This window comes from Actinoplanes sp. NPDC051343 (genome assembly GCF_044455125.1).
Lineage (GTDB): Bacteria > Actinomycetota > Actinomycetes > Mycobacteriales > Micromonosporaceae > Actinoplanes.
Genome location: NZ_JBITEL010000009.1, coordinates 226,407 through 247,002, shown reverse-complemented (window position 1 = coordinate 247,002; position 20,596 = coordinate 226,407). Strand labels below are relative to the sequence as shown.

The window sequence follows — 20,596 nt, the reverse complement described above, 5'->3', positions numbered from 1 at the left end:
CCCTGGTCCGCCGTCGGAGAAAGAGCTGTGCTGCGGTTTCCCGCACTACCTCATCCGTTACGGTATAACTTGATCACCTGCTGGTCCGGCCGTATCTCCGGTCGAACGACGGCGTTCGGGTAACTGTGTCGGGCATGCCTCCCTGCCATCCTTGAGAACACCTAATTCCCTTTCTTGGTAACGGACGGAAAATGCATCGCCATTACCCTGTCATCTCCGCCGCCGTAGCACTGGCGATGGCCGCCGCCGGATGCTCCGCGAAGCCGCCGGACATCGTGGCCGACTCACCCGCGCCCGCCGTCTCGGCCGGCCCGGTCACCGGATCGACGCCGCCGCCCGACGACGCGCGCCTCGGCTCCGCCCTGCTCGGCCCGGCCGACCTCCCGGGATATGTGCAGAGTCCACTGCAGACCAGCCCGGTCGCCGGGATGGGCAGCAGCATGACGCAGTGCGCCGGCCAGAACGACCCGTCCGCGACCGGCAGTCAGGCCCGGGTCATGCTCCAGGCGGGACCCACCGGCCCGTTCTTCGGCGAAACCCTGATGGCGATGAGCGAGGCCGATGCGACCCGGCTCGTGCAGGGACTCACCCAGGTCACCAAGAACTGCGGATCGTTCGACGGCGGTTCGCCGGGCGGTATGAAGTTCGACGTCGCCATCGGGCACCTGACCTTCCCGCGCGTCGGGGACGACACCGCGGCGTTCCGCATGACCGCGACCGTCGCGCAGGCCGGCGCGGCCGTGTACGCCCACGTCGTCGCCGTGCGGCGGGGCGGCCTGGTGCTGCTGCTGGTGCTCATGCAGTTCGACTCGCCCGAGGTGAGCGGCACCGAGGACCTGGTCCGGCGTGCGTACGCGAAAGCCGCGACGGTCTAGCCGGCCGCCTAGCCGGCTGCGCAGTACTGCAGCATCGCCGAGATGCCCGACGACGCCCGGGTCACCTCGGAGAGCCGGAGCGCCTCGGCCGTACCCTCGCCCATAGTGTTGAGCGTCTCGTCGTCGGCCGAGAGACCGGCCGCCGCGCCCGCGGCGAGGCGGTCGGCCAGCCCGGTGGTGACCGCCTCGGCCGGCTCCATCCGGCCGTACAGGGCGTAGAGGTGCCCGCACGCCTGGCCGAGCGGGACCGTGTTGGTGCCGGCCCGGGCGAGGATGGTCTCGACCGCCGCGTGGTCGACGCTGACCGGCACCGACACCCGCGGCGGCAGCACCCACTCGGTCACCGACAGATAGCCGAAACCGCAGGCCACCAGCGCGAACGGGGTTACCAGCAGCGCCACCTGCCACGAGCGCCGGGCCGGCCGCGGGCGAGCCGGGCGCAGCAGGGCGCGGATCCCGGAACCGGCCATCGCGGCCGGGATGCCGACGATCAGCAGACCGCCGTAGAGCAGCAGGAACATCAGCCCGAGCGACGGGTTCCGCGGTGCGTCCGAGGTGGTGGCCATGCCCGCGAGCCCGGTCAGCAGCACGCCGAGCCGCCGGACCAGCGGGAACGCGTACGTCAGGTGGGCCAGCGCGATGACCAGCAGGCCGATCGACGAGATCAGCATGCTGCAGCCGGTGGCGGCCACCGCGTAGCCCGTACGGCCACGCCCGCCCGCGCACAGCCCGAGAACCACCGCGCCGACGACCGCGGTGACCAGCGCGGGCACGATCAGGATCAGCACGATCGGCATTAGCGCGTCGGCGGCCGCGATGCCGGGCTGCTGGCTGCGCAGCAACGCGGCGCGCAGCTGTGGATAGAACGGCACCACAGCGGCCGCGTAGAGCAGCATCGTGCCGGCGCTCGCCGCGTACACGCCGGTCAGCGGGACCCGACGGCCCGAGAACGACTCGCCGGCCAGCGGATAGAGGCAGGCCCAGGCGATCGAGATCAGCAGGACCGGGTTCAGTACGCCGGAGAGCAGCGCGAGCAGGGCGACCCCCCAGCGGAGACCACCGTCGCTGAGCAGGTCGACCAGCTGGAACCAGGTGGCCAGCCACACCGCCGCCACGATCACCGCCTGGCCGACCCCGAACCGGTAGGGGCGCACCGGCACGCGGCTCGACGGCATCCAGGTTCCCGCGCACAGCACCGTCCATCGGAAGAACGCGTGCAGGCCGGCGGCGAGCATGGCCGCGATGGCGATACCCAGCAGAGGTTCGCCGACCAGAATGCCGCGCCAGGTGCCGATCGCCGGCAGGTCCGGGGTGAGCAGCTGGCCGGCGAGCAGCCCGCCGGTCAGTGCGAGCGTGCTCGGCCAGGTGCCGGGGCGGGCCTCCTCGTGATCCAGGGCCCACAGCGTGGCGCGCCACACCGAGCCGGTGAGCGCGGCCGCGCCCAGCCCGCCGAGAATCAGGCCGACCAGCCAGCCGGCGACCTGCGCGTTGCCGGGAAGCAGCAACCGGGCCAGGAAGAAGGCCGGGGGCTGGGCGATCCCGACCAGGGCGCCGGTCGCGGCGGCCGCCGGGGTGCTGAGCGCGGAGAGCCGGCGCGGGTTCGCCATGACGGCGGCGCGGACATCCCGTCCCGGGTGGTTGGGGGCGAAGGTGCGGCCCGGTTCCCCGGCCAGGCTCGCGAGAAGGCCGAGGTCGGCGCTCGAACGGGTCACCGCGTACACGTCGGCGTAGTGCTCGCGCGTTCGGAGCACGCCGGCGCGTACGGCGTACAGCAGGGCGAGGAGCGCGGCCAGCCGCCAGCTGAAGCTGAGCAGCAGGGCCGGCGCCCGCACCGCGACCACCACAAATGGGACCGCGGCGGCGGCCAGGAAGGCCCACCAGATCGCGTACGCCAATTGGGTCAGGTCGACATCGCGGTTGCGGATGTGGGCCAGTTCGTGGGCGAGCACCGTACGCAGGCGGGCGTGGGCCGCCACCTGATCCTGCTCGCCGGCGCCCAGAAGGTTGACGGACAGCAGGATGCGATAACGGCCGAGCGCTCCGAACGCCCGCCCGAGACCGTCCAGGCTCGCCGTGTCGACCAGGATCCGTACCCGGTTCGCGTCCGGCAGCTCGTTGACCACGGCGTCGAAGACGTCCATCGGGCCGGACACCTGCCGTACGGCCGAGACCGGCTCGGTACCGCGGGCGATCCACCGAGGCCGGAGGAGGTAGATCGTCACCGTCGCCGCGACGAGCAGGCCGATCATGGCCGCGATGTAGCCGGCCTCCCGCAAATTGGCCCAGCGCTGGCAGGAGCCGTACCAGTCGATCAGCCGGTCCGGCTGCACCCGGCCGGCCGCGCTCCGCGCGGCATCGGCGCAGAGTGCGGGGGCGCCGCTCACCGCGGCGAGACGTCCGACGAGCCAGGCATAGACGTACGCGGAAGCCGCGAGTGCCGTGATGATCAGCAGCAGGAATCGGGCCGCGGTGGCGGCGGGAAGGGTGAACGAGTCGAACCGCGGCGGGCGCCCCGATGCTCCCTCAGTCACGCATCGGCCGCGGGTCGCTCAGTTCGGCCGCGATCTGCGTGCCGAGCAACTGGGCCTGCTCGCGACCGCACCCGCTCCGCAGGGCGAGCTGCGTGACGAGATCGCCGATGTTCCGCGCGTCGGTGGGACGCTGCAACGGAACCGGGGTCGACGCGCCCTGCGCGGCCGAAGCCCGGGAGATCGCGCGGGCCGCGCGGCGCCGGCGCAGCCAGCCCCCGGCACCGTCCAGCCGGTGCTTGGCCACGTCGGCGAGCAGTTCGGTGCCGACGCCGTTGAGGATGAGAAGCAGGATCTGGCCGGCCAGCTCCAGCTGCTCGGTGCCGAATCCGCCGCCGACCGAGCGCCGCGGCCGGTCGAACACGGCCCGCGCGATCCGGCGCCGGCCCGCCATCGATCCGAACAGGCTCAGCCCGACCATCCGCAGCCGGGCCGCCTGCGCCGCCTCGTGCCCAGGGTCGACGGCGGCCAGAACCCGCTCGGCCACGGCCATGATGGACCGATCGCCCACGGCCGCCGGCCGGAAGTCGTCAACGCTTTCCACACCGAAAGCCTAGGAATTCGGCGTAGTACGGAGAATCCGGCGAACAGCCTCCCCCGTCCGAGTGACTCGTTGCGTCAGCGGTCGGCGTCCTCAAGGACGGTCGCCTTGACCGTACGCAGCGATGTCCGCAGCGAAACCAGGTCGGCCGAGCCCAGGGCGAGCCGCAACGCTTGCGGCGTATGGGTCGTGGTGGCGAACGGCTCGGCGGTGGACACGGCGATGCGCTGCGCCGCGAGGGTCGCCGCCAGGCGGTCGGCCCGGGCATCCGGGGGCAGCGGCAGCCAGGTGAAGTACGACGACGGGTGGCCGACCGGCCCGAGCCCCGCCAGTTCCTCACGGGCGACGGCCTGACGAACTGCGGCGTCGGACCGTTTGCGGGCGGCCAGCGCGGAGGCCGTACCGTCCGTGATCCATCGGCACGCGATCGCCGTCGCGAGGGCCGGGGTGTTCCAGGTGGTGGCCCGGATGGCCCGTTCCAGGGCCGGGACCAGAGCGGGCGGTGCCACGACGAAGCCCACCCGAAGCCCGGTCGCGACACTTTTCGACAAGCCCGACACGTGCACGGTGATGTCCGGCGCGAGGGCCCGCAGAGACGGCGGCGGGTCCGGTTCCAGGAAGGCGTACGAGGCGTCCTCGATGACCAGCGCCCCCTGCCTCCGGGCCGTCGCCAGAAGCCGCTCCCGGTCGGCCGCCGGCATGACCGAGCCGAGTGGATTGTGCACGGTCGGCATCGTGTAGACGGCCCGGACCGGGCGGCCGGACGGCCACGAAGGCACGAGTTCGAGGTGCAGCATCTCGGCGAGCACCTTGAACCCGGGATAGGTCAGCGGGTCGACCGCGACCGGGTCCCCGGGCTTCAGCAGGGCCATGAGCGTCACCGCCAGGCCGTGCTGGGCGCCGTTGACGATCAGGACGTCGTCGGCCGGGGCACCCAGGTAGTCGGCTATCACCGCGCGGTCCGACCGCCGACCGGCATGTGGCTGATAGCGCAGCAAGGCCTCGAGGTCGCCCGATCCGGCGAGCTCCCGCAGCGACTGCCGGAGCATGTCGGTCTGGCCGGGCACCGACGGGTAGTTGAAGTTGAGGTCGACGAAGTCCTCGGCCGCGAAGGACATGTCGACGCCGTGGCCGGCCGGCAGGGAGCGTACGAACGTCCCGCGCCCCTGCTCCCGGCTGACCAGCCCGAGTCCCTCGAGCGCGGCGTAGACCCGGGTGGCCGTGACCAGCGCGATGCCCGACGAGGCGGCGAGCTGCCGGTGGGTCGGCAGCCGGGTGCCCGCGGCCAGGCGGCCGGCTCGGATGTCGGCCGCGAACGAGTCGACCAGGGCTCGGTATCGGAGTGCGGGCACCCTCGAAGTGTATGCATGACAATTTTTTGACTGTCATGGAATGGTCGGGGCATGAACATCGCCATCCTGACCTTCGAGGGCTACAACGAGCTCGACTCCCTCATCGCGCTGGGCGTGCTCAACCGCGCAAAGCTCGACGTAGCCATCGCCAGTCCCACACCCACGGTGCGATCCATGAACGGTGTGGTGATCCAGTCGATGATCGGCCTCGACGAGGCCTGCGAAGCGGACGCGGTCATCGTCGGCAGCGGCGCCGCCACCCGTGAGGTCGTCGAGGACCGGGCGATCATGTCGACCCTCGAACGACTCGACCCGCAGCGCCAGCTCATCGCCGGCCAGTGCTCGGGCGCGCTCGTACTCGCCAAGCTCGGCCTCGTCAAAGAGGCCTGCACCGACCTCACCACCAAACCCTGGGTGATCGCAGCCGGCGTCGAAGTCCGCGACCAGCCCTTCTTCGCCCGGGACAACGTCGCAACGGCGGGCGGCTGCCTGGCCTCGCCCTACCTGGCCGCGTGGATCATCGCCCGGCTGGTGAACCGGACCGCCGCCGAGAGCGCCCTGCACTACGTCGCCCCGGTCGGTGAGAAACCGGAATACGTCGCTCGGGCGCTATCCCACGTGGTCTGAGAACCACTCCCGGACCGGGCGGGCGGTTCGCAGGAACTTCACGATGCGGTCCTTCGCCGCCGCCGTGCCGAGCCAGGCCGCCGGGGGCCACTCCTGCCAGCAGACCAGGCCCTTGTGGCGCAGCAGGTCGATGCGCGGATGGTCCATGGGGCAGCCGCGGGGCACGGTCTTCAGGGTGTCGCGGCCGAGCACCCCGATGCCGGCCTTCTCGATCTTCTCGATCAGCGCGGTCAGCACGACCCCGGTCGCGTCGGAGGCCACCGCGCGGCGGTAACGGTCGAGCTGTGCCGGCTCCATGTGGTACATGCCCGAGCCGACCGCCAGCCCGTCCGACGACAACTGTATGTAGCCGGCCGCGGGCAGCGACGCGGCCAGATGGTTTTTGTACGGCGACCTGTCCTTGCTGAACCGCACATCGCGATAGGGCCGGAAGATCTTGCCGGTTCCGAACTCGGGCTCGAGCGCGGCCAGCAGTTCCTCCATCGGCGCGCGCACCTGGTTTTCGTACACCGAAAGGTGCGCGGTCCAATACGACTTCGAGTTGTCGGCGGTCAGCCCCTCGTAGAACTCGAGAGCCTCGCTCGGCCAGCCACGGAACGTCACCGGGTCAATGTAGTCCGGGCGGGTATCGTCGTCGGATGCGGAAGGGGACTCGGCGGTTCGCCCTCTGGCAGGCCGACCTCGACGGCGGGGTCTGCGCCGTACCGGAGGAATGCGTGGCGTTCCTCCGCGAGAGTGACCAGGTCAAGGTGGTTCTCGAACACCGCGAGTTCGGGCTGAACGCGACCACCCAGGTCTTCGAGGCCGAGCTCCGGCAGGACGTGGAGTGGCAGTTCACCGGCCTGGTGTGGCCGCCCGACCTGCGCCCCGGCGCCCACGTCACGGTGTCCTGGCAGGCGGCCAAGGACGAGATCGTGGTCCGCACCGCCCCGCTCGACGAGCCGATCCGGGTCGACGGCGTGGCCTACTACCACGAGTACGACCCGCGGGTGGTCACCCGATCCTTCGACGCGGGGAAGTCCAACCGGGGGCAGGCGCTGCGGGCGGTACGCCGGGTCGGCCGGGTCTTCGAGGACGGCAGTGCCGTGCTGGCCGAGGCGGAGCTGCCCCGGCACTGCGGGCTGGGCCGGGGCGCGAAGGGCGCCTTCCTGCTGAAGAACGCGCTCGACCAGCTGATCCGCGAGGGCTTCCTGACCCGCGTCGACGGCAGCGTGGACCCGTCGGGCTACGCGAGCTACCCGGCGGTCGAGGGTCAGAAGACGGCCGGGATGCTGTTCTACGCCCCGATGGTCGAGCCGGCCCCCTACCCGGGCGACCCCGACTTCGACCTCCTCGGCGACGACGCCGGCGCCGAACGCCGCGAACACTGGGTGAGCGGCTTCGTCCGCCGCCTGCCGCCCGGCGCCCAGCCGTCGGAGCGCCAGGTCAGCCTGCACGAACAGATCGCCGAGATGCCGCTCGCCCCCGGCTACACCTTCGTCAAGAAACACCATCGGGGCGGTTCATCGGAGCCGCCGGCGGGCACGTCGCAGGTCGAGATAGACAAGCACGCCGAGCCCGACCAGGGGTAACCCACAGACCCGGTCATGGGCGGGGGTCCACGCGGGACAGGTAGGCCCTCAGCAGTTCGTCGCGCTGGGACCTGGTCACCCGGCCCTGGAAGCGGTTGCCGTCGATCTCCACCTGGACGTCGGCGGACTGGCGGCTCAGCCAGGACGAGACCATGCCGAACAGGTTTTCCAGCACGGTGGGTGCGAGCGTGACCACCAGCGAGCCGAGCGCGACCGCCTCGGCCGACTTGGCGCCGGGTGGTGGTGGGCCGGCGGTTGCCGGGCGGACGTCGTCGACGTCCGCGTCGAGGAGGGCCTCGCGAAGGTTGTGGGTCAGGTCCTGCACGCTTTCGGCGTCGGCTTCCGGCGCCAGCACACGGACCCCGACGGACAAGGGTTCCATGCCTCCGCGAGGCTAGTCGCCGGCTAGGCGGAACTCCCTCAGCCGAAGCGCCAGACCGCGATCGACCCGTCGATCCGGTGATAGACGAGGGCGCCGGCCGCGGCGAGGTACGAGCCGGACATCTGCGGCACTTCGCCGATGATGCGGACGGAGGCGTGGGCCGGGTCGAATGCGCCGAACCAGTAGTCGTGCCGGGTGGACGCCGGGTGCAGGGCGTACCGGAGGTGGTCGTCGATGGCGTGCCAGCCATCGAAGTCGCCGCGGATGCGGCCGGTTGCCGGGTCGAGCAGGGTGAGGCGTACGGCCTCAAGCGGGCCGCTGTCGGCCGCCGCGACCATGCCGGCGCCGAGTGGTGCGACCGTTGCCCATCGGGGGCTGCTCCACAACGTGCGTCCGGTCGCCGGGTCGCGCACGGTCACGCCCTGGTCGCCGGTGTAGTAGCAGAGGACCTGGACGCACCGCGGCTCCAGACGGTCCGGCGGGGTGGGGGTCGCCACGTGCCAGAGCGCCGTCAGCGAGGGCAGGCGGTAGGCGGTGATTCCGGTCGAATCCCCGATCACGAACCGGTCGTCCGCGAGGTAGCTGTAGACAACACCCGACAGGTGGATCGGTGCCGTGGCGACCATCGCGCCCGTGCGTCCGTCGAACGCCGTCATACCGTCGAACGAGGCATTCACCAGATATCGGGAGCCGGCGACCGGCTGGTCGAGACGCCAGCGGACGGTCCCGGTCCGGGAGTCGACGGCCCAGGTGGACAGGTCGTCGGTCAGCACCACGAGCCCGTCCGCGGCCGAGACCGGGTGCGCCTCGGCCGACCACAGCGGCCGGCCCGAGCCGGCGTCGACCGCCACCGTCGCCGGGGGCCCGCTCGTCGTGATCAGCAGGACTTCGCCGGCCTGCCGTACCTCGCTGACCGGCCCGGGCGGGCGGATCCGGATCTGCCGGACGAGATGCGCGCCGGGCAGCCGGAAGATCCGCAGCAGCCCGGCCGGGTTGATCACGAACAGCCGGTCGCCGTCGACGAACGTGTCGTCGCGGGACGTCGCCGGGATGATCACCCCCGGGGCCGGGCGCGGTCTCGGGGCGGACGCTCCCAGCAGCAGGAACACCGCTGCGAGGCTGAGCAGCAGCGGGATCGACGGGCGCCGGGTCACGGTTGCCCGCGGGGGCGGCGCCACGTCGAGGTCGATCACGCCTCATTGTGTACGAGTTCCGGCGCCGAGCCGATGTCGGCCAGGGTGCGGATGTGAGGGATCGGCGACGGGAGCAGCCACAGGCAGCACAGCGCCCCGCCGGCCGCGGCCAGCAGCAACGTCGGCCGTACGCCGATCCACGAGCCGAGCAGCCCGCCGATCACCGCCCCGAGCGGCCGCGACCCGTAGTTGATCGTGCTGAACACGCCCGACACCCGGCTGCGCATGTGGTCGGCGGTCACCGCGGTCTGCACCGCGTTGAGGTTGATGTCGAAGACCATCACGCCGGCGGCGCTGAGTGCCTCGCCGGCCGCGATGATCGTCGCCTCCAGCCAGTGCGGGCCGGTGGCCAGGGCCATCACGGCGATCGGGGCCGGGAACAGGATCGAGCCGATCAGGACGAGACGGCCCACGCCGTACCTCAGGGAAAGCCGCGGCGCCAGCGCGGCGCCGGCCAGACCGCCGACCGCGCCGAGGCCGAAGGAGACGCCGATGACGCCGGCCGAAAGGCCGAGCGTGCGGCTGGCGAACAGCACCGCGAGCGCCTGGGCGATGAAGGTGAAGAAGTTCAGCGTGGTCACGCAGGCGAGCGCGGCCCGCAGGTAGGGGTGCTGGAAGACGTAGCGGACGCCGTGCCCGACGCCGCCCACCTGTTTGTGAAGAACCGGCGTCGACGGGATGCGGGACAGGAACGCCGCCGAGACGAGGAACGAGAACGCGTCGAAGATCACCGCGACCGGCGCGGTCAGCAACTGGATCAGGAAGCCGCCGATCGCCGGGCCGGCCGAGAACGACGCCGAGCGGCTGATGCTGAGCTTGCTGTTGGCGTCGACGTACTCCGACGGCGGCACCAGCGTGACGAAGAACGACTGGTAGGCGGCCATCGACAGCACCTGGCCGACTCCGCTCAGCAGTGCCACCACGAAGAGCTGGGTCAGGGTGATCATGCCGAGCCAGTGCGCGATCGGCAGGCTGAACAGCGCCGCCGCCCGCAGCAGATCGGCCACGATCATGATGGCCTTGCGGTGCGGGCGCCGGTCGACCCACGCACCGGCCAGCACGCCGAGCAGATTGGGCGTCCAGGCCGCGGCGGTGAGCAGCCCGACCTGGGCCGGGGTCGCGGCGAGCGTGGCCACCGCGATCAGCGGCAGGGCCAGTTCGGTGATGCGGTCGCCGAACTGGGAGATGAGGTCGCCGGTCCAGAGCTTCCGGAAGCTCTTGTTGATCATGACGGCAGGAAGTGCCGGAGGACCCGGACCGGCACGGCGCCGGCCGGGCGGTCCGCTTCCGGTCGCATGACGTACGGCCCGAGCAGCTGATCGATCTGCGCGTCCAGCGTCCGTAGCTCGTCGGGGGTGAGCGAGACCTGGGTGTTGGACAGGCCGGCCACGCGCAGCCATTCGGGGGAGAGCCCCGGCGCCGTGTCCCGCAACCAGGTGTCGATCTGCTCGCGCGCGACCTCGAACAGTCGCCGCCCGAGCACCTCGTAGGCGGCCTGGGCTTCCGGCCCGTCGCCCGGTTCGATGCGGAAGCCGCGGGCGGCCGCCTTCCACCAGCGCTGCCGCTTGTCGCCCGGCACCTCGTCCGGGTCGGCGTCGGTGACCAGGCCGAAGGTCGCCAGGTGCCGCAGGTGCCAGCTGGTCACCGAGGGTGTCGCGTCCACCTCGGGCGCGAGCATGGTCGCGGTGGCGGGCCCGTTGCGCTGCAGGAAGGAGAGCGCCGCGAGGCGTACGGGATGAGCGAGCGCCCGCATCGCCTGGGGGTCGGAGATCGGGACATCGCTCAGCGGATTCGTGAGAGACATGTTTCGAGAGTAATCTCTCACGTCTACCTTGGAAAGTGGGGGCTCAGCTGCGTTACGCCGCGAAGGACCCGAAGCAGACCGTCTCCGGCGACGTCACCGTCACCGCGATCGCGACGCAGAGCCTCTCCCGCTTCGACCTCGACTTCGGCGGCGACTCGGTCGCGCGCGTCGCGGTCGACGGCCGGCCGGCCACGTTCTCGCGCAGCGGCGACGAACTCGTCGTCACGCCGCGGCACTACCTGCCCAAGGGACACCCGTTCCGGGTCACGGTCAGCGGCTTCAAGGCCACCCCGATCGAGGCCAACGCCGACTCGCCGGTCGGCTTCGTGACCACTCAGGACGGCACGGTGCTGGCCGGGCAACCCAACTCGGCGCACCTGCTGTTCCCGGGCAACGACCACCCGAGCGACAAGGCGACGTACACGATCACGCTGACCGAGCCGGTCGGCTGGACCGGCACGGCCAACGGCGTGCTGGTCCGGAACCGGGTCCGGGCCGGGTACGTCAGCTCGACCTATCGCGAGTCGAAGCCGATGGCCAGCGAACTCGTGCAGGTGGCGGTCGGCGACTTCGCCGTTCAGAAGCGCCCGTCGGTCGGGCACACCACGATTCGCGACGTCGTCCCGCGCCGGCTCGCCTCGACGCTGCTTCCCCGGGCCGCCCAGGAGCGCGAGCACCTCCGCTGGCTGGAGAAGCAGGTCGGGCCGTACCCGTTCGAGGACTACGGCACCCTGGTCATCGACGCCGACCTGGGCTTCGCGCTGGAGACCCAGACCCTCTCGCTCTACGACACCGGCCTCTTCGGGGCGCCCGAGTACTACCTCGGCCCGGTGATGGTCCACGAGCTGACCCACCAGTGGTTCGGTGACAGCGTCGCACCCGAGTCGTGGAGCGACGTCTGGCAGAACGAGGGCCACGCCACCTGGTACGAGCTGCTCTACGCGGAGCAGAGCGGCACCTTCAGTCAGTACAAGCGCGGCTACGCCAACCGGGAGGCGTACTTCAAGCACGTCTACGCGGACGGCGACAAATACCGGGCGGCCTTCGGCCCGGTGGCCGCCCCGCTCGACTCGACCTCGGTGTGGGACGTCTTCAACGCCAACGTCTACGACGGCGGCGCGCTGGCGCTCTACGCGCTACAGCAGAAAGTCGGCGTGGCCACGTTCCAGCAGATCGAGCGGGACTGGGTCACGGTCTACCGCGGCCGGTCGGCCTCGACGCAGGACTTCATGGCGCTCGCCTCGCGGGTCGCACACCGCAACCTGCGCCCGTTCCTGACCGACTGGCTCTACGGCACCACCACGCCGCCGATGCCGGGTCACCCGGACTGGACGGTTACCCCAGTGAGTTAGACCCCGGAAGCAGTACCGCCCAGTGATGAGCGTCACTGGGCGGTACGGTGGGTTCATGGGGGAGCTCTACTCAAGACGGTCGTTCCTGGCCGGCGCGCTGACCGCCGGGATGCTGTCCACCGCGGCGAGCTTCCTGCTCACCCGTCGCGAGTCGATCACGCTCACGCTGGCCACCGGCGTCGACGACTCGGCGGGCGGCCGCGGGCAGCTCATCACGATGTGGAACGAACTGAACCCGGACACCCAGATCAAACCGTTGCTGATCAACAGCACGACCCAGGATCAGTACGACAAGTTCAGCCAGTCGCCGGCCGACATCTTCAACCTCGACGTCATCCACATCCCGCGGTTCGCCGCCGAGGGCCGCATCAAGCCGATCAAGCCGGGGAACGACATCTCCCTGCTGCCGCCCCTCAAGCGCCTGTGCGCGTTCGACGATTCGGACACCGAGTTCTGGGCCGCGCCGTGGAACGCCGACGTCGGCATGCTCTACCGCCGGGTCACCGACCGGAACTCGTCCGGCGGCGAGCCCACCCTCAAGACCATGCTCAACGCGCCGCCCGGCCAGTTCGTCGGCCAGCTGGAGACGGTCGGCTCGCAGACCGACGAGGCGTTCGTGATCAACGTGCTCGAGCATGCGCTGGCCCAGGACGACGCGATCCTCGACACCGACGGCGTGGTCTCGACCAACCTGGGCCAGTGGGCCGAGGCGCTGAGCCCGCTGCGCGAGGCGGTGCGGCGGAAACGGGTCGTGACCGAGGCCGGCGAGGCCGGCACGATCCTGACGTACGAACGGAAAAACCTGCGCTACATGCGCAACTGGCCGGTCTACTTCCCGGCCGTCGACCACTCCGAGCGGGAGGACCCGGGCACCTTCGAGATCACGCTCGGCCGCCTGCCGATCGGCATCATCGGCGGGCAGGGCCTGGCCGTCTCGGCCCACAGCAGGCACCGCTCGGAGGCCCAGCGGGCGATCCACTTCCTGACCGACACCCCGGCACAGAAGCTGCTCGCCACCTACGGCTTCGCGCCGACCGGCGTCGACGCCTACATCGACGCCGGCGTGCAGGAGGCGCGGCCCGAACTCAGCCTGGTCCGCTTCGCGGTCGAGCAGTCCCGGCCGCGCCCGATCCACCAGGGCTACGCCGCTTTCTCGGACGCGCTAAAACGCCACGTCCACGATTTCCTCTACACCGACCGCGAACTGAGCCCGCAGTTCGTCGAGGACATGAAGGCGGCGCTGCGATGACCCACTCGAAGCTGGACGCGTGGCAGATCTGCCTGGTCGTGACCGCGCTCGTGGTCATCGCCGAGGCCGGGGTCAACTATCTGCTCAAGCGCGACATCAATGTCATCCTGCACAACTGGGTGCGCACCGGCGGGCTCGGCGTGCTGGTCGTCATCACCGTGATCTCTTTCGTGGTGGCGCTCGGGCCCTCGCTGGCCGACGAGCTGTCCAGCGTGGCCGCCGCGGTCACCGCCGTGGTCGCGCTCTGGCTCACCTACCGCTCTTACCAGTCGACCCCGAAGTCGGCCCTGTCCGGCACCGGGGAACCCGAGGAGGACGTTTCGCATGCGACGGTGGTTGACGGCGACCCTGACCGCGACGTTGATCGTGAGCCCACCACACAGTGATCAACCGAAGGGTGATCCGCTGAACGGCATGACGCTGGCCGAAAAGATCGGTCAGATGGTCGTCTCGTACGTCTATGGCGGCAATGCGACAAGCGTGACCGCCGCGGATGCCGCGGCCAACCAGGCGAAGTTCGGCTCGGACGTGACCACCCCGGCCCAGGCGGTGGCCAAATACCACCTGGGCGGCGTCATCTACTTCACCTGGAGCGACAACCTCACCGGCCCGGCCCAGATCGCCGGCCTCTCCAACGGGCTGCAGGCGGCGGCGCTCGCCGACACCGGCGTCCCGCTGCAGATCAGCACCGACCAGGAGGGCGGGGTCGTCAACCGGATCGGCGCGCCGCTCGCGGTCGGTCCCGGCAACATGGCGATCGGCGCCACCTTCGACCCGCGTAACGCCTACCGGGCGGCCCGGGTCAGCGGCGAGGAGTTGCGCGCGCTCGGCATCACCGAGGTCGACGCGCCGGTGGTCGACGTCAACACCAACCCGCAGAACAGCGCCGACGGGGTGCGCTCGTTCGGCGACCGCACCGTCCCGGTCTCGATCGACTCGGCCGCGGCGATCGCCGGTTACCGCGCGGCCGGGATCGGCACCCAGGCCAAGCATTTCCCGGGGCTGGGCGACACCACGGTCAACACCGACAACGGGGTCGCGGTGACCGACGAGAGCCGCGCGGAAATAGTGCGGACCCACGTGCCGCCGTTCGTCGCCGCGATCGCCGCCGGCACGACCAGCGTGATGGCCGCGCACATCGTGGCGCCGTCGCTCGACGCGTCCGGCGCACCGGCGAGCCTGTCCAAGCCGATCATCACCGGCCTGTTGCGCAACCAGCTGCACTACCACGGTGTCGTGATCACCGACGCGCTCGACGCGGCCGCACTCAACGGCTACACCAACGAGCAGATCGTGGTCGGCGCGGTGAACGCCGGCGTCGACCAGTTGCTGATGCCGCGCGACGTTCCCGGCGCGATCCAGGCCCTGATCGACGCGGTCGGCAACGGCACGATCAGCGAGTCGCGCATCGACCAGTCGGTGCGCCGGATCCTGGCGACGAAGACGCGTGACCCGATCGTCGGTCCGACACCGGTCGTCGGAACTCCGGCCCACCTCGCGACCATGGCCGACATCGCGGCGCACTCGATCACCAAGCTCCGCGGCGCGGGCCTGCCCCTCAGAGACGGCCAGAACGTGCTGGTCACCGGCTGGGGTGCGAGCACCACCACCAACCTGGCGTCCGCGCTGGGTGCGACCCGCTTCTACACCGGCTCGCCGAGCGACGCCGTGATCGCCCAGGCGGTCACCGCCGCCCGGGCCGCCGACGTCACGGTCGTCACCACGTACAACGCCTGGGGCGACACCGCACAGCAGAAGCTGGTCAACGCCCTGCTGGCGACCGGCAAGCCGATCGTGGTCGCCTCGGTCGGCGGACCCTACGACATCGCCTCGTTCCCGTCGGCCCCGAGCTACCTGGCGGCCTACGACTACCAGCCGGTCTCGATCACCGCTCTCGCCGAGGTTGTGCAGGGCAAGATCAAAACTACGGGTCACCTTCCGGTGACGATCAAGGGCGTTTTCCCGTACGGCGCGGGAAACTGAACGGGTGGACCTGGAGCCCTACCGCGGCGAGCTGATCGCCTACTGCTACCGCATGCTGGGCTCCTTCCACGAGGCGGAAGACCTGGCCCAGGAGACGATGCTGCGCGCCTGGAAGGCCCGCGACCGCTACGACGAGAGCCGCGCGTCGGTGCGGACGTGGCTCTACCGCATCGCCACCAACGTCTGCCTGACCGCGCTCGAAGGAGCCGCCAAACGGCCGCTGCCGTCGGGGCTCGTCGACCGGAGCGACGACCCCGGCGCGCCGCTGACCCCGGCGTTCGACATCGCGTGGCTGCAGCCGTTCCCGGACGGCCGGTCCGAGGTCGACGCGCGGGCCGACCTGCGGCTGGCCCTGGTCGCGGCGATGCAGAACCTCTCGGCGCGGCAGCGGGCCGTGCTCGTGCTCCGCCAGGTGCTCGACTTCAGTGGCGCCGAGGTCGCCATCCAGCTTCAGACCACGGTCCCGGCCGTCAACAGCGCTCTGCAGCGGGCCCGGGCGGCGCTCGCCCGGGTCGGCGACCCGGGCGAGATCGCCGAACCGGACGACCCGCAGGTCCGCCGGACGGTCCGGCGATACGCACAGGCCTTCGAGGCGGCCGACGTTCCTCAGCTGGTCCGGCTGCTCACCGACGACGCGATCATGGAGATGCCGCCGGTGCCGCTGTGGTACCAGGGCCGCGACCACTACGGCCGGTTCATGGAGCGGGTGTTCGCGATGCGCGGGCCGGGTTGGCTGATCACCGAGCTCACGGCGAACGGCCAGCCGGCGCTCGCCGCGTACGCCCCGGAGGCCGATGGTGGCCATCGGCTGCACTCCCTGCAGGTCTTGACGGTCGCCGACGGCCTCGTCGCGCACAACGTCGTCTTCGCCGACCCGGCCGTCCTGGAAATCTTTGCGCTGCCGCCGCGATGAGTTCACCCGGCCCCGCCGGTATGTATCGGCATGAGAGTCATCGTCATTGAGTTCATCACCCTGGACGGCGTCATCGAAGATCCGGACGGTTCCGGGGGCACGCCCACCGGCGGCTGGGCCTTCCGCCACGGGCCCGAGTCGGTCGCCGGCGACAAGTTCCGTCTCGGCCCGCTGCTGAACGACGGGGTCCTGCTGCTCGGGCGCACCACCTGGGAGCTGTTCTCGCGTCTCTGGCCGACCCGGGACGACCCGTTCTCGCGGCGCATGAACGCGGTGGAGAAGCTGGTCGTCTCGCGCACGCTGACCGACACGTCGGCGTGGTCCAACTCGAGCCTGCTCGACGGCGACCTGGCCGACGCGGTGAAGCAGGAGCAACGCGATGTGGTCGTCGCCGGCAGCGTCGGGGTCGTGCACGCGCTGATGGATCACGACCTGGTCGACGAGTATCGGCTGCTGACCTTCCCGACCGTCGTCGGCCGCGGCCGCCGGCTGTTCCCCGACGGCACGGCACCCGCCTATTGGCGAACGCTGTCCGCCGAGCCGACCGGCGCCGCCGTCCTCAGCCGATATGCCAGGGCGAGTGCGAAAACCCCCAGCACGGCCCCGGCCAGCGCCATCGGGTGAACCACGAAGAACGCGTAGTCGCCCCACAGCGCGGGGGGCGTGATCGTCGACGGCAGCACGGACTCGGAGAACAACTGCCCGGTCGTCAGCACGGTGGCCGGTAGCAGCAGAACCGCCGACCCCGCCCCGACGATCAACGCCGCCCGCCGGGCCCGGATCAGCCGCCGCGCGACCACCCAGCCGAGCAGGAGCCCGGCCACCCAGCCGGCCAGCTCGAGCGGCCGCACCGGCCCCGGCCGCGCCCGCTCCAACCGGATCGTCACCGACCCGCCCTGCTGGTAGAGCAGCGCCGCGTCCTCGCCCCGGCGGGCGCTCACGCCCAGGGTGCGGTCGGTGTCGACCTGCCAGCCGTCGGCCTTCATGGCGGCCTGCGCCTGGTCGGACGACGCCCCACCGAGGGCGACGTCGACGTAGCCGCTGCTGAAGCGGTCATCGCCGAGCAGCCAGCTCAGCGAACCGCCACCCGCATAGCCGAACAGCGAGTCGTCGCGCTCGCCCAGCCGCACCGGTGCCGCGGGCACCAGCGGCGCCACGATCTCCCGCGCCCGGACATCGGACGGCAGCGGCCCGGCGGCCCGCCAGCCCACCCAGGCCGCACCCGCCGCCGCGGCCGCCGCGCAGGTCAGGGCGACCAGGACGGTCGACAGCCACGCGAGGAGGCTGCGGCGCGCATGGGTCCGCTCAGAGGCGACAGTCATCACCGGCACGCGCCCGACCTTAGCCGACCATTCACCTTCATGAACCGGGTCGACTGTCCAAAAGACGCTAGTGACAGCCGGAGGTCCGGCCTAGCGTCGTCGTGGATGGAGCTTCTCGAACGGGCCGACGCCGAGGCCGACCTGCGACGCCTGCTCGCCGAGAGCGTCGCCGGCGGCCGGGTCGCCGTGCTCAGCGGCGAGGCCGGCGCCGGAAAGTCGGCACTGATCGCCGCCTTCGCCGAAGCCGCGGGCCCCCGCGCCGACGTCCTGCTGGGCACCTGCGACCCGCTGCTCACCCCGCGGGCACTGGGTCCGCTGCACGACATCGCCCGCCGCCTCGGCGGACGCCTGCGCGACTCGCTCGGCCACGGCCCCCGCGCCGAATCCTTCGACCTGCTGCTGGAGGCCCTCGACCGGCCGCCGCAGACCGCCCGGCCGGTGCTCGTCCTCGAAGACCTGCACTGGGCCGACGAGGCCACCCTCGACATGGTCGCGTTCCTGGGCCGCCGGCTGGCCCTCTGCCGCGCCCTGCTGGTGCTCACCTTCCGCGACGACGAGGTCGGCCCCGAGCATCGCCTGCGCGGCGTCCTCGCCGGCCTGCCGCCCGGCATCGTCCGCCGGATCCCCCTGCCGCCGCTGAGCCGCCGGGCCGTTGCGATTCTCGCCCGCCGCACCGACCGGTCCGGCTCCCAGGTGTACGCGGCGACGGGCGGCAACCCCCTCCTGGTCACCGAGATGCTGGCCGTCCCGCCGGGCGACGTCCCGCCGACCGTACGCGACCTGATCCTCTCCCGCGTGGCCGCGCTTCCGGCCCCCGCCCGGGAGGTGGCGCGCCTGGTCGCCGTCGTCCCCGGCCGCGCCGAGCCGTGGCTCCTCGACGCCGCCGACCCGGCCGGTTCCGGGCCTTTTCGTGGCACGCCCTCTTCGACGCCGGAACCGTCGTCCGCCGGTGACCTCGCGGTGGCGGCCGATCAGTGCCTGTCGCGGGGCGTTCTGACCGAATCCGGCGGCGACCTCGCCTATCGCCACGAGTTACTGCGCCGCGCGGTCGAGGAGGCGCTGTCCCCGGTTCGGCGGGCCGCCCTGCACCGCCGTGTGCTGGCCGCGCTGCGGGACCGCCCCGGCGTCGACCCGGCCCGCCTGGTGCACCACGCCCACCACGCCCACGACCACGCCGCGGTGCTGCGCTGGGCGCCGGTGGCGGCCCGCCGAGCGGCCGACCTGGGCGCGCACAAGCAGGCGGTCGCGCACTACGGGACCGCCCTGGCCGTCGCCGCCGACCGGCCCGCAGCCGAACGCGCCGAGCTGCTCGAAGGCTATTCGCACGCCGCCTACCTGGCCGGCTCGACGGCCGAGGCGATCACCGCCCGGCTCGACGCGCTGGCCCTGCGCGAGACCGGTGACGACGCCGTGGCGATCGGCGACGACCTGCGCTGGGTCTCCCGGCTGAACTGGTGGAACGGCCGCCCCGACGAGGCGATGGCGGCCGGGCGCCGGGCGGTCGAGGTGCTCCGGTCGGTGCCCCCGTCGGCCGCCCTGGCCGCCGCCTACAGCAACCTCTCCCAGCTGCTCATGCTGGCCGAGCAGCACACACCGGCCATCGACTGGGGCTCGCGCGCGATGGCGCTGGCTGCCCGCTTCGGCGACCGGGGCACCGAACTGCACGCCCTGGTCAACATCGGCTCGAGCCGCCTGACCGCGGGCGAACCCGAGGGCGTGGCCGACCTGCTGCACGCCCACGAGCGGGCGGCCGCGGCCGGTTTCCACGACCACGCCGCCCGGGCTCTGGTCAACCTGGCCACCCTGTCCACCGACCGCTACGACCTCGACACCGCACTGTCCGCGATGGATCGTCTGCTGCCCTACCTGGCCGCCCACGACCTCGACGGCTACGGCGGCCACGTGCTCGGCTACCGCGCCCGCATCCACCTGCTCAAGGGCAGCTGGGAGGCGGCCGACGACGACGTCGAGCGGGCGCTGGCCGGGCCGGAGCAGCCGGGCGCCGCGCTCGTCACGGCCCTGTCCGTGCGCGCGCTGCTGCGGGCCCGCCGCGGCGAGCCGGGCGCGCTCGACGACGCGACGCTCGCCGCCGAACGGGCCTACCGGGCCGACGAGGTGCAGTTCGTGGGCCCGGCCGCACTGGCACTGGCCGAAACCCTCTGGCTGTGCGGACAAGACGCCAGGGCGGCCGAGGCGGCGCGCCGGGGAAGGGCGGTCGCCGACCGGGTCGGCCACACCTGGTTCGCCGGCGAACTGGCGTTCTGGGAATGGCGCTGCACCGATCCGGCCGGGCGCGGCGGCACCGATCCGGCCGACCGCGGCGGCACCGACCGGGCCGGGCGCGGCGGCACCGACCCGGCCCGGCGGCAAGGCGTCGGCGGCGGTCCGGTCGGCCCGCTGGAAGGCGGCCGCCTCGGCGGCCGGCGAGACTCGGCAGCAAGGCCGTTCCGGCTGCTGCTGGCCGGGGACTGGGCGGCATCCGCGCGCGAGTGGGTGGCGCGCGGCTGCCCCTGGGCCCAGGCCGAGGCCCTCTCCTACGGCGACCCCGACGCGGTGGCCAGCGCCCTGCGCATCTTCGACGGGCTCGGCGCGGTCCGCCCGGCCGCGCGGCTACGAGCCCGGCTGCGTGCGGCCGGTCAGCCCGCCCCACGCGGCCCACGTCCCGCCACCGCCCGCGATCCGGCCGGGCTGACCGGCCGGCAGCGCGAGGTGCTGGCGCTGATCGCCGAGGGACTGAGCAACGCCCAGATCGCCGAGAAGCTCACCCTGTCGCCCAAGACCGTCGATCACCACGTGTCGGCGGTACTGGCCAAGCTGGGCGTACGCTCCCGCGGTCACGCCGCCGCCGAGTTCCGCGCCAACCTGGGGAGTTCTCCCCATGTGCCGTCCGGGCCGGGCTTTTAG

General features: G+C 71.9%; 19 protein-coding genes. 10 read left to right on the top strand and 9 right to left on the bottom strand.

Features of this window, described 5'->3' with window-relative positions; genetic code table 11:
- The first annotated feature begins 191 nt into the window (after positions 1–191).
- A complete protein-coding gene (locus tag ACIA5C_RS29105; protein WP_396060146.1) occupies positions 192–875 on the top strand; it encodes a hypothetical protein in 684 nt (227 codons plus the stop codon).
- 8 nt (positions 876–883) lie between these two features.
- Here the strand turns inward: ACIA5C_RS29105 and ACIA5C_RS29100 are convergent, their stop codons facing one another.
- From ACIA5C_RS29100 to ACIA5C_RS29090, 3 genes are all read right to left on the bottom strand, one after another.
- On the bottom strand, positions 884–3,406 hold the full coding sequence (locus tag ACIA5C_RS29100; RefSeq protein WP_396060144.1) for a M48 family metalloprotease: 2,523 nt from the start codon (positions 3,404–3,406) through the stop codon (positions 884–886).
- Positions 3,399–3,947 (bottom strand): hypothetical protein, encoded by a 549-nt coding sequence (locus ACIA5C_RS29095; protein WP_396060142.1) that lies wholly within the window; start codon positions 3,945–3,947, stop codon positions 3,399–3,401. Before ACIA5C_RS29095 ends, ACIA5C_RS29100 begins: the two co-directional genes overlap by 8 nt.
- A 74-nt stretch (positions 3,948–4,021) precedes the next feature.
- Entirely contained in the window at positions 4,022–5,296 is a 1,275-nt protein-coding gene (locus ACIA5C_RS29090; protein WP_396060140.1) for a PLP-dependent aminotransferase family protein, read from the bottom strand.
- 51 nt (positions 5,297–5,347) lie between these two features.
- On the opposite strand from ACIA5C_RS29090, the gene ACIA5C_RS29085 reads away from it, so the two are divergent.
- A complete protein-coding gene (locus ACIA5C_RS29085; protein ID WP_396060138.1) occupies positions 5,348–5,923 on the top strand; it encodes a DJ-1/PfpI family protein in 576 nt (191 codons plus the stop codon).
- Here ACIA5C_RS29085 and ACIA5C_RS29080 read toward each other — a convergent pair.
- A complete protein-coding gene (locus tag ACIA5C_RS29080) occupies positions 5,906–6,526 on the bottom strand; it encodes a DUF2461 domain-containing protein (RefSeq protein ID WP_396060136.1) in 621 nt (206 codons plus the stop codon). The genes ACIA5C_RS29085 and ACIA5C_RS29080 overlap by 18 nt on opposite strands.
- Positions 6,527–6,561: 35 nt before the next feature.
- On the opposite strand from ACIA5C_RS29080, the gene ACIA5C_RS29075 reads away from it, so the two are divergent.
- Complete coding sequence (locus ACIA5C_RS29075) at positions 6,562–7,494, top strand: hypothetical protein (protein WP_396060134.1); 933 nt, start codon at positions 6,562–6,564, stop codon at positions 7,492–7,494.
- Positions 7,495–7,507: 13 nt separating this feature from the next.
- Here ACIA5C_RS29075 and ACIA5C_RS29070 read toward each other — a convergent pair whose 3' ends face one another.
- From ACIA5C_RS29070 to ACIA5C_RS29055, 4 genes are read right to left on the bottom strand one after another with little or no spacing between them, the layout of a single operon-like run.
- Complete coding sequence (locus ACIA5C_RS29070; protein ID WP_396060132.1) at positions 7,508–7,876, bottom strand: hypothetical protein; 369 nt, start codon at positions 7,874–7,876, stop codon at positions 7,508–7,510.
- A gap of 38 nt (positions 7,877–7,914) precedes the next feature.
- Complete coding sequence (locus tag ACIA5C_RS29065) at positions 7,915–9,069, bottom strand: PQQ-binding-like beta-propeller repeat protein (RefSeq protein WP_396060130.1); 1,155 nt, start codon at positions 9,067–9,069, stop codon at positions 7,915–7,917.
- Positions 9,066–10,298 carry an MFS transporter gene (locus ACIA5C_RS29060; RefSeq protein ID WP_396060128.1) on the bottom strand — a complete coding sequence of 411 codons (1,233 nt, stop codon included), beginning with the start codon at positions 10,296–10,298 and terminating at the stop codon, positions 9,066–9,068. Before ACIA5C_RS29060 ends, ACIA5C_RS29065 begins: the two co-directional genes overlap by 4 nt.
- A complete protein-coding gene (locus tag ACIA5C_RS29055) occupies positions 10,295–10,873 on the bottom strand; it encodes an ArsR/SmtB family transcription factor (RefSeq protein ID WP_396060126.1) in 579 nt (192 codons plus the stop codon). Before ACIA5C_RS29055 ends, ACIA5C_RS29060 begins: the two co-directional genes overlap by 4 nt.
- A gap of 35 nt (positions 10,874–10,908) precedes the next feature.
- Between ACIA5C_RS29055 and ACIA5C_RS29050 the strand changes: the two genes are divergently transcribed.
- From ACIA5C_RS29050 to ACIA5C_RS29025, 6 genes are read left to right on the top strand one after another with little or no spacing between them, the layout of a single operon-like run.
- A complete protein-coding gene (locus ACIA5C_RS29050) occupies positions 10,909–12,225 on the top strand; it encodes a M1 family metallopeptidase (RefSeq protein ID WP_396060124.1) in 1,317 nt (438 codons plus the stop codon).
- 55 nt (positions 12,226–12,280) lie between these two features.
- Positions 12,281–13,474, top strand: a complete 1,194-nt coding sequence (locus tag ACIA5C_RS29045; protein WP_396060122.1) for an ABC transporter-binding protein — start codon at positions 12,281–12,283, stop codon at positions 13,472–13,474.
- Complete coding sequence (locus ACIA5C_RS29040; RefSeq protein WP_396060120.1) at positions 13,471–13,860, top strand: hypothetical protein; 390 nt, start codon at positions 13,471–13,473, stop codon at positions 13,858–13,860. The genes ACIA5C_RS29045 and ACIA5C_RS29040 overlap by 4 nt, the downstream gene beginning before the upstream one ends.
- A complete protein-coding gene (locus tag ACIA5C_RS29035) occupies positions 13,799–15,457 on the top strand; it encodes a glycoside hydrolase family 3 protein (protein ID WP_396060118.1) in 1,659 nt (552 codons plus the stop codon). The genes ACIA5C_RS29040 and ACIA5C_RS29035 overlap by 62 nt, the downstream gene beginning before the upstream one ends.
- A gap of 4 nt (positions 15,458–15,461) precedes the next feature.
- On the top strand, positions 15,462–16,370 hold the full coding sequence (locus ACIA5C_RS29030) for an RNA polymerase subunit sigma-70 (protein WP_396060116.1): 909 nt from the start codon (positions 15,462–15,464) through the stop codon (positions 16,368–16,370).
- Positions 16,371–16,400: 30 nt separating this feature from the next.
- Complete coding sequence (locus tag ACIA5C_RS29025) at positions 16,401–16,994, top strand: dihydrofolate reductase family protein (RefSeq protein ID WP_396060114.1); 594 nt, start codon at positions 16,401–16,403, stop codon at positions 16,992–16,994.
- Here the strand turns inward: ACIA5C_RS29025 and ACIA5C_RS29020 are convergent.
- Positions 16,886–17,701, bottom strand: a complete 816-nt coding sequence (locus ACIA5C_RS29020) for a hypothetical protein (protein ID WP_396060112.1) — start codon at positions 17,699–17,701, stop codon at positions 16,886–16,888. The two genes, ACIA5C_RS29025 and ACIA5C_RS29020, sit on opposite strands and share 109 nt — an antisense overlap.
- A 96-nt stretch (positions 17,702–17,797) precedes the next feature.
- On the opposite strand from ACIA5C_RS29020, the gene ACIA5C_RS29015 reads away from it, so the two are divergent.
- Positions 17,798–20,596, top strand: coding sequence for a LuxR C-terminal-related transcriptional regulator (locus tag ACIA5C_RS29015; RefSeq protein WP_396060110.1), 2,799 nt, complete (start codon positions 17,798–17,800; stop codon positions 20,594–20,596).

Excerpts from the sequence above, each read along its gene's own strand:
- ACIA5C_RS29105 (WP_396060146.1), top strand. The coding sequence starts at position 192 with ATGCATCGCCATTACCCTGTCATCTCCGCCGCCGTAGCACTGGCGATG.
- ACIA5C_RS29070 (WP_396060132.1), bottom strand. The coding sequence starts at position 7,876 with ATGGAACCCTTGTCCGTCGGGGTCCGTGTGCTGGCGCCGGAAGCCGAC.
- ACIA5C_RS29035 (WP_396060118.1), top strand. The coding sequence starts at position 13,799 with ATGCGACGGTGGTTGACGGCGACCCTGACCGCGACGTTGATCGTGAGC.
- ACIA5C_RS29055 (WP_396060126.1), bottom strand. The coding sequence starts at position 10,873 with ATGTCTCTCACGAATCCGCTGAGCGATGTCCCGATCTCCGACCCCCAG.
- ACIA5C_RS29040 (WP_396060120.1), top strand. The coding sequence starts at position 13,471 with ATGACCCACTCGAAGCTGGACGCGTGGCAGATCTGCCTGGTCGTGACC.
- ACIA5C_RS29045 (WP_396060122.1), top strand. The coding sequence starts at position 12,281 with ATGGGGGAGCTCTACTCAAGACGGTCGTTCCTGGCCGGCGCGCTGACC.
- ACIA5C_RS29015 (WP_396060110.1), top strand. The coding sequence starts at position 17,798 with ATGGAGCTTCTCGAACGGGCCGACGCCGAGGCCGACCTGCGACGCCTG.
- ACIA5C_RS29075 (WP_396060134.1), top strand. The coding sequence starts at position 6,562 with ATGCGGAAGGGGACTCGGCGGTTCGCCCTCTGGCAGGCCGACCTCGAC.
- ACIA5C_RS29085 (WP_396060138.1), top strand. The coding sequence starts at position 5,348 with ATGAACATCGCCATCCTGACCTTCGAGGGCTACAACGAGCTCGACTCC.
- ACIA5C_RS29060 (WP_396060128.1), bottom strand. The coding sequence starts at position 10,298 with ATGATCAACAAGAGCTTCCGGAAGCTCTGGACCGGCGACCTCATCTCC.
- ACIA5C_RS29025 (WP_396060114.1), top strand. The coding sequence starts at position 16,401 with ATGAGAGTCATCGTCATTGAGTTCATCACCCTGGACGGCGTCATCGAA.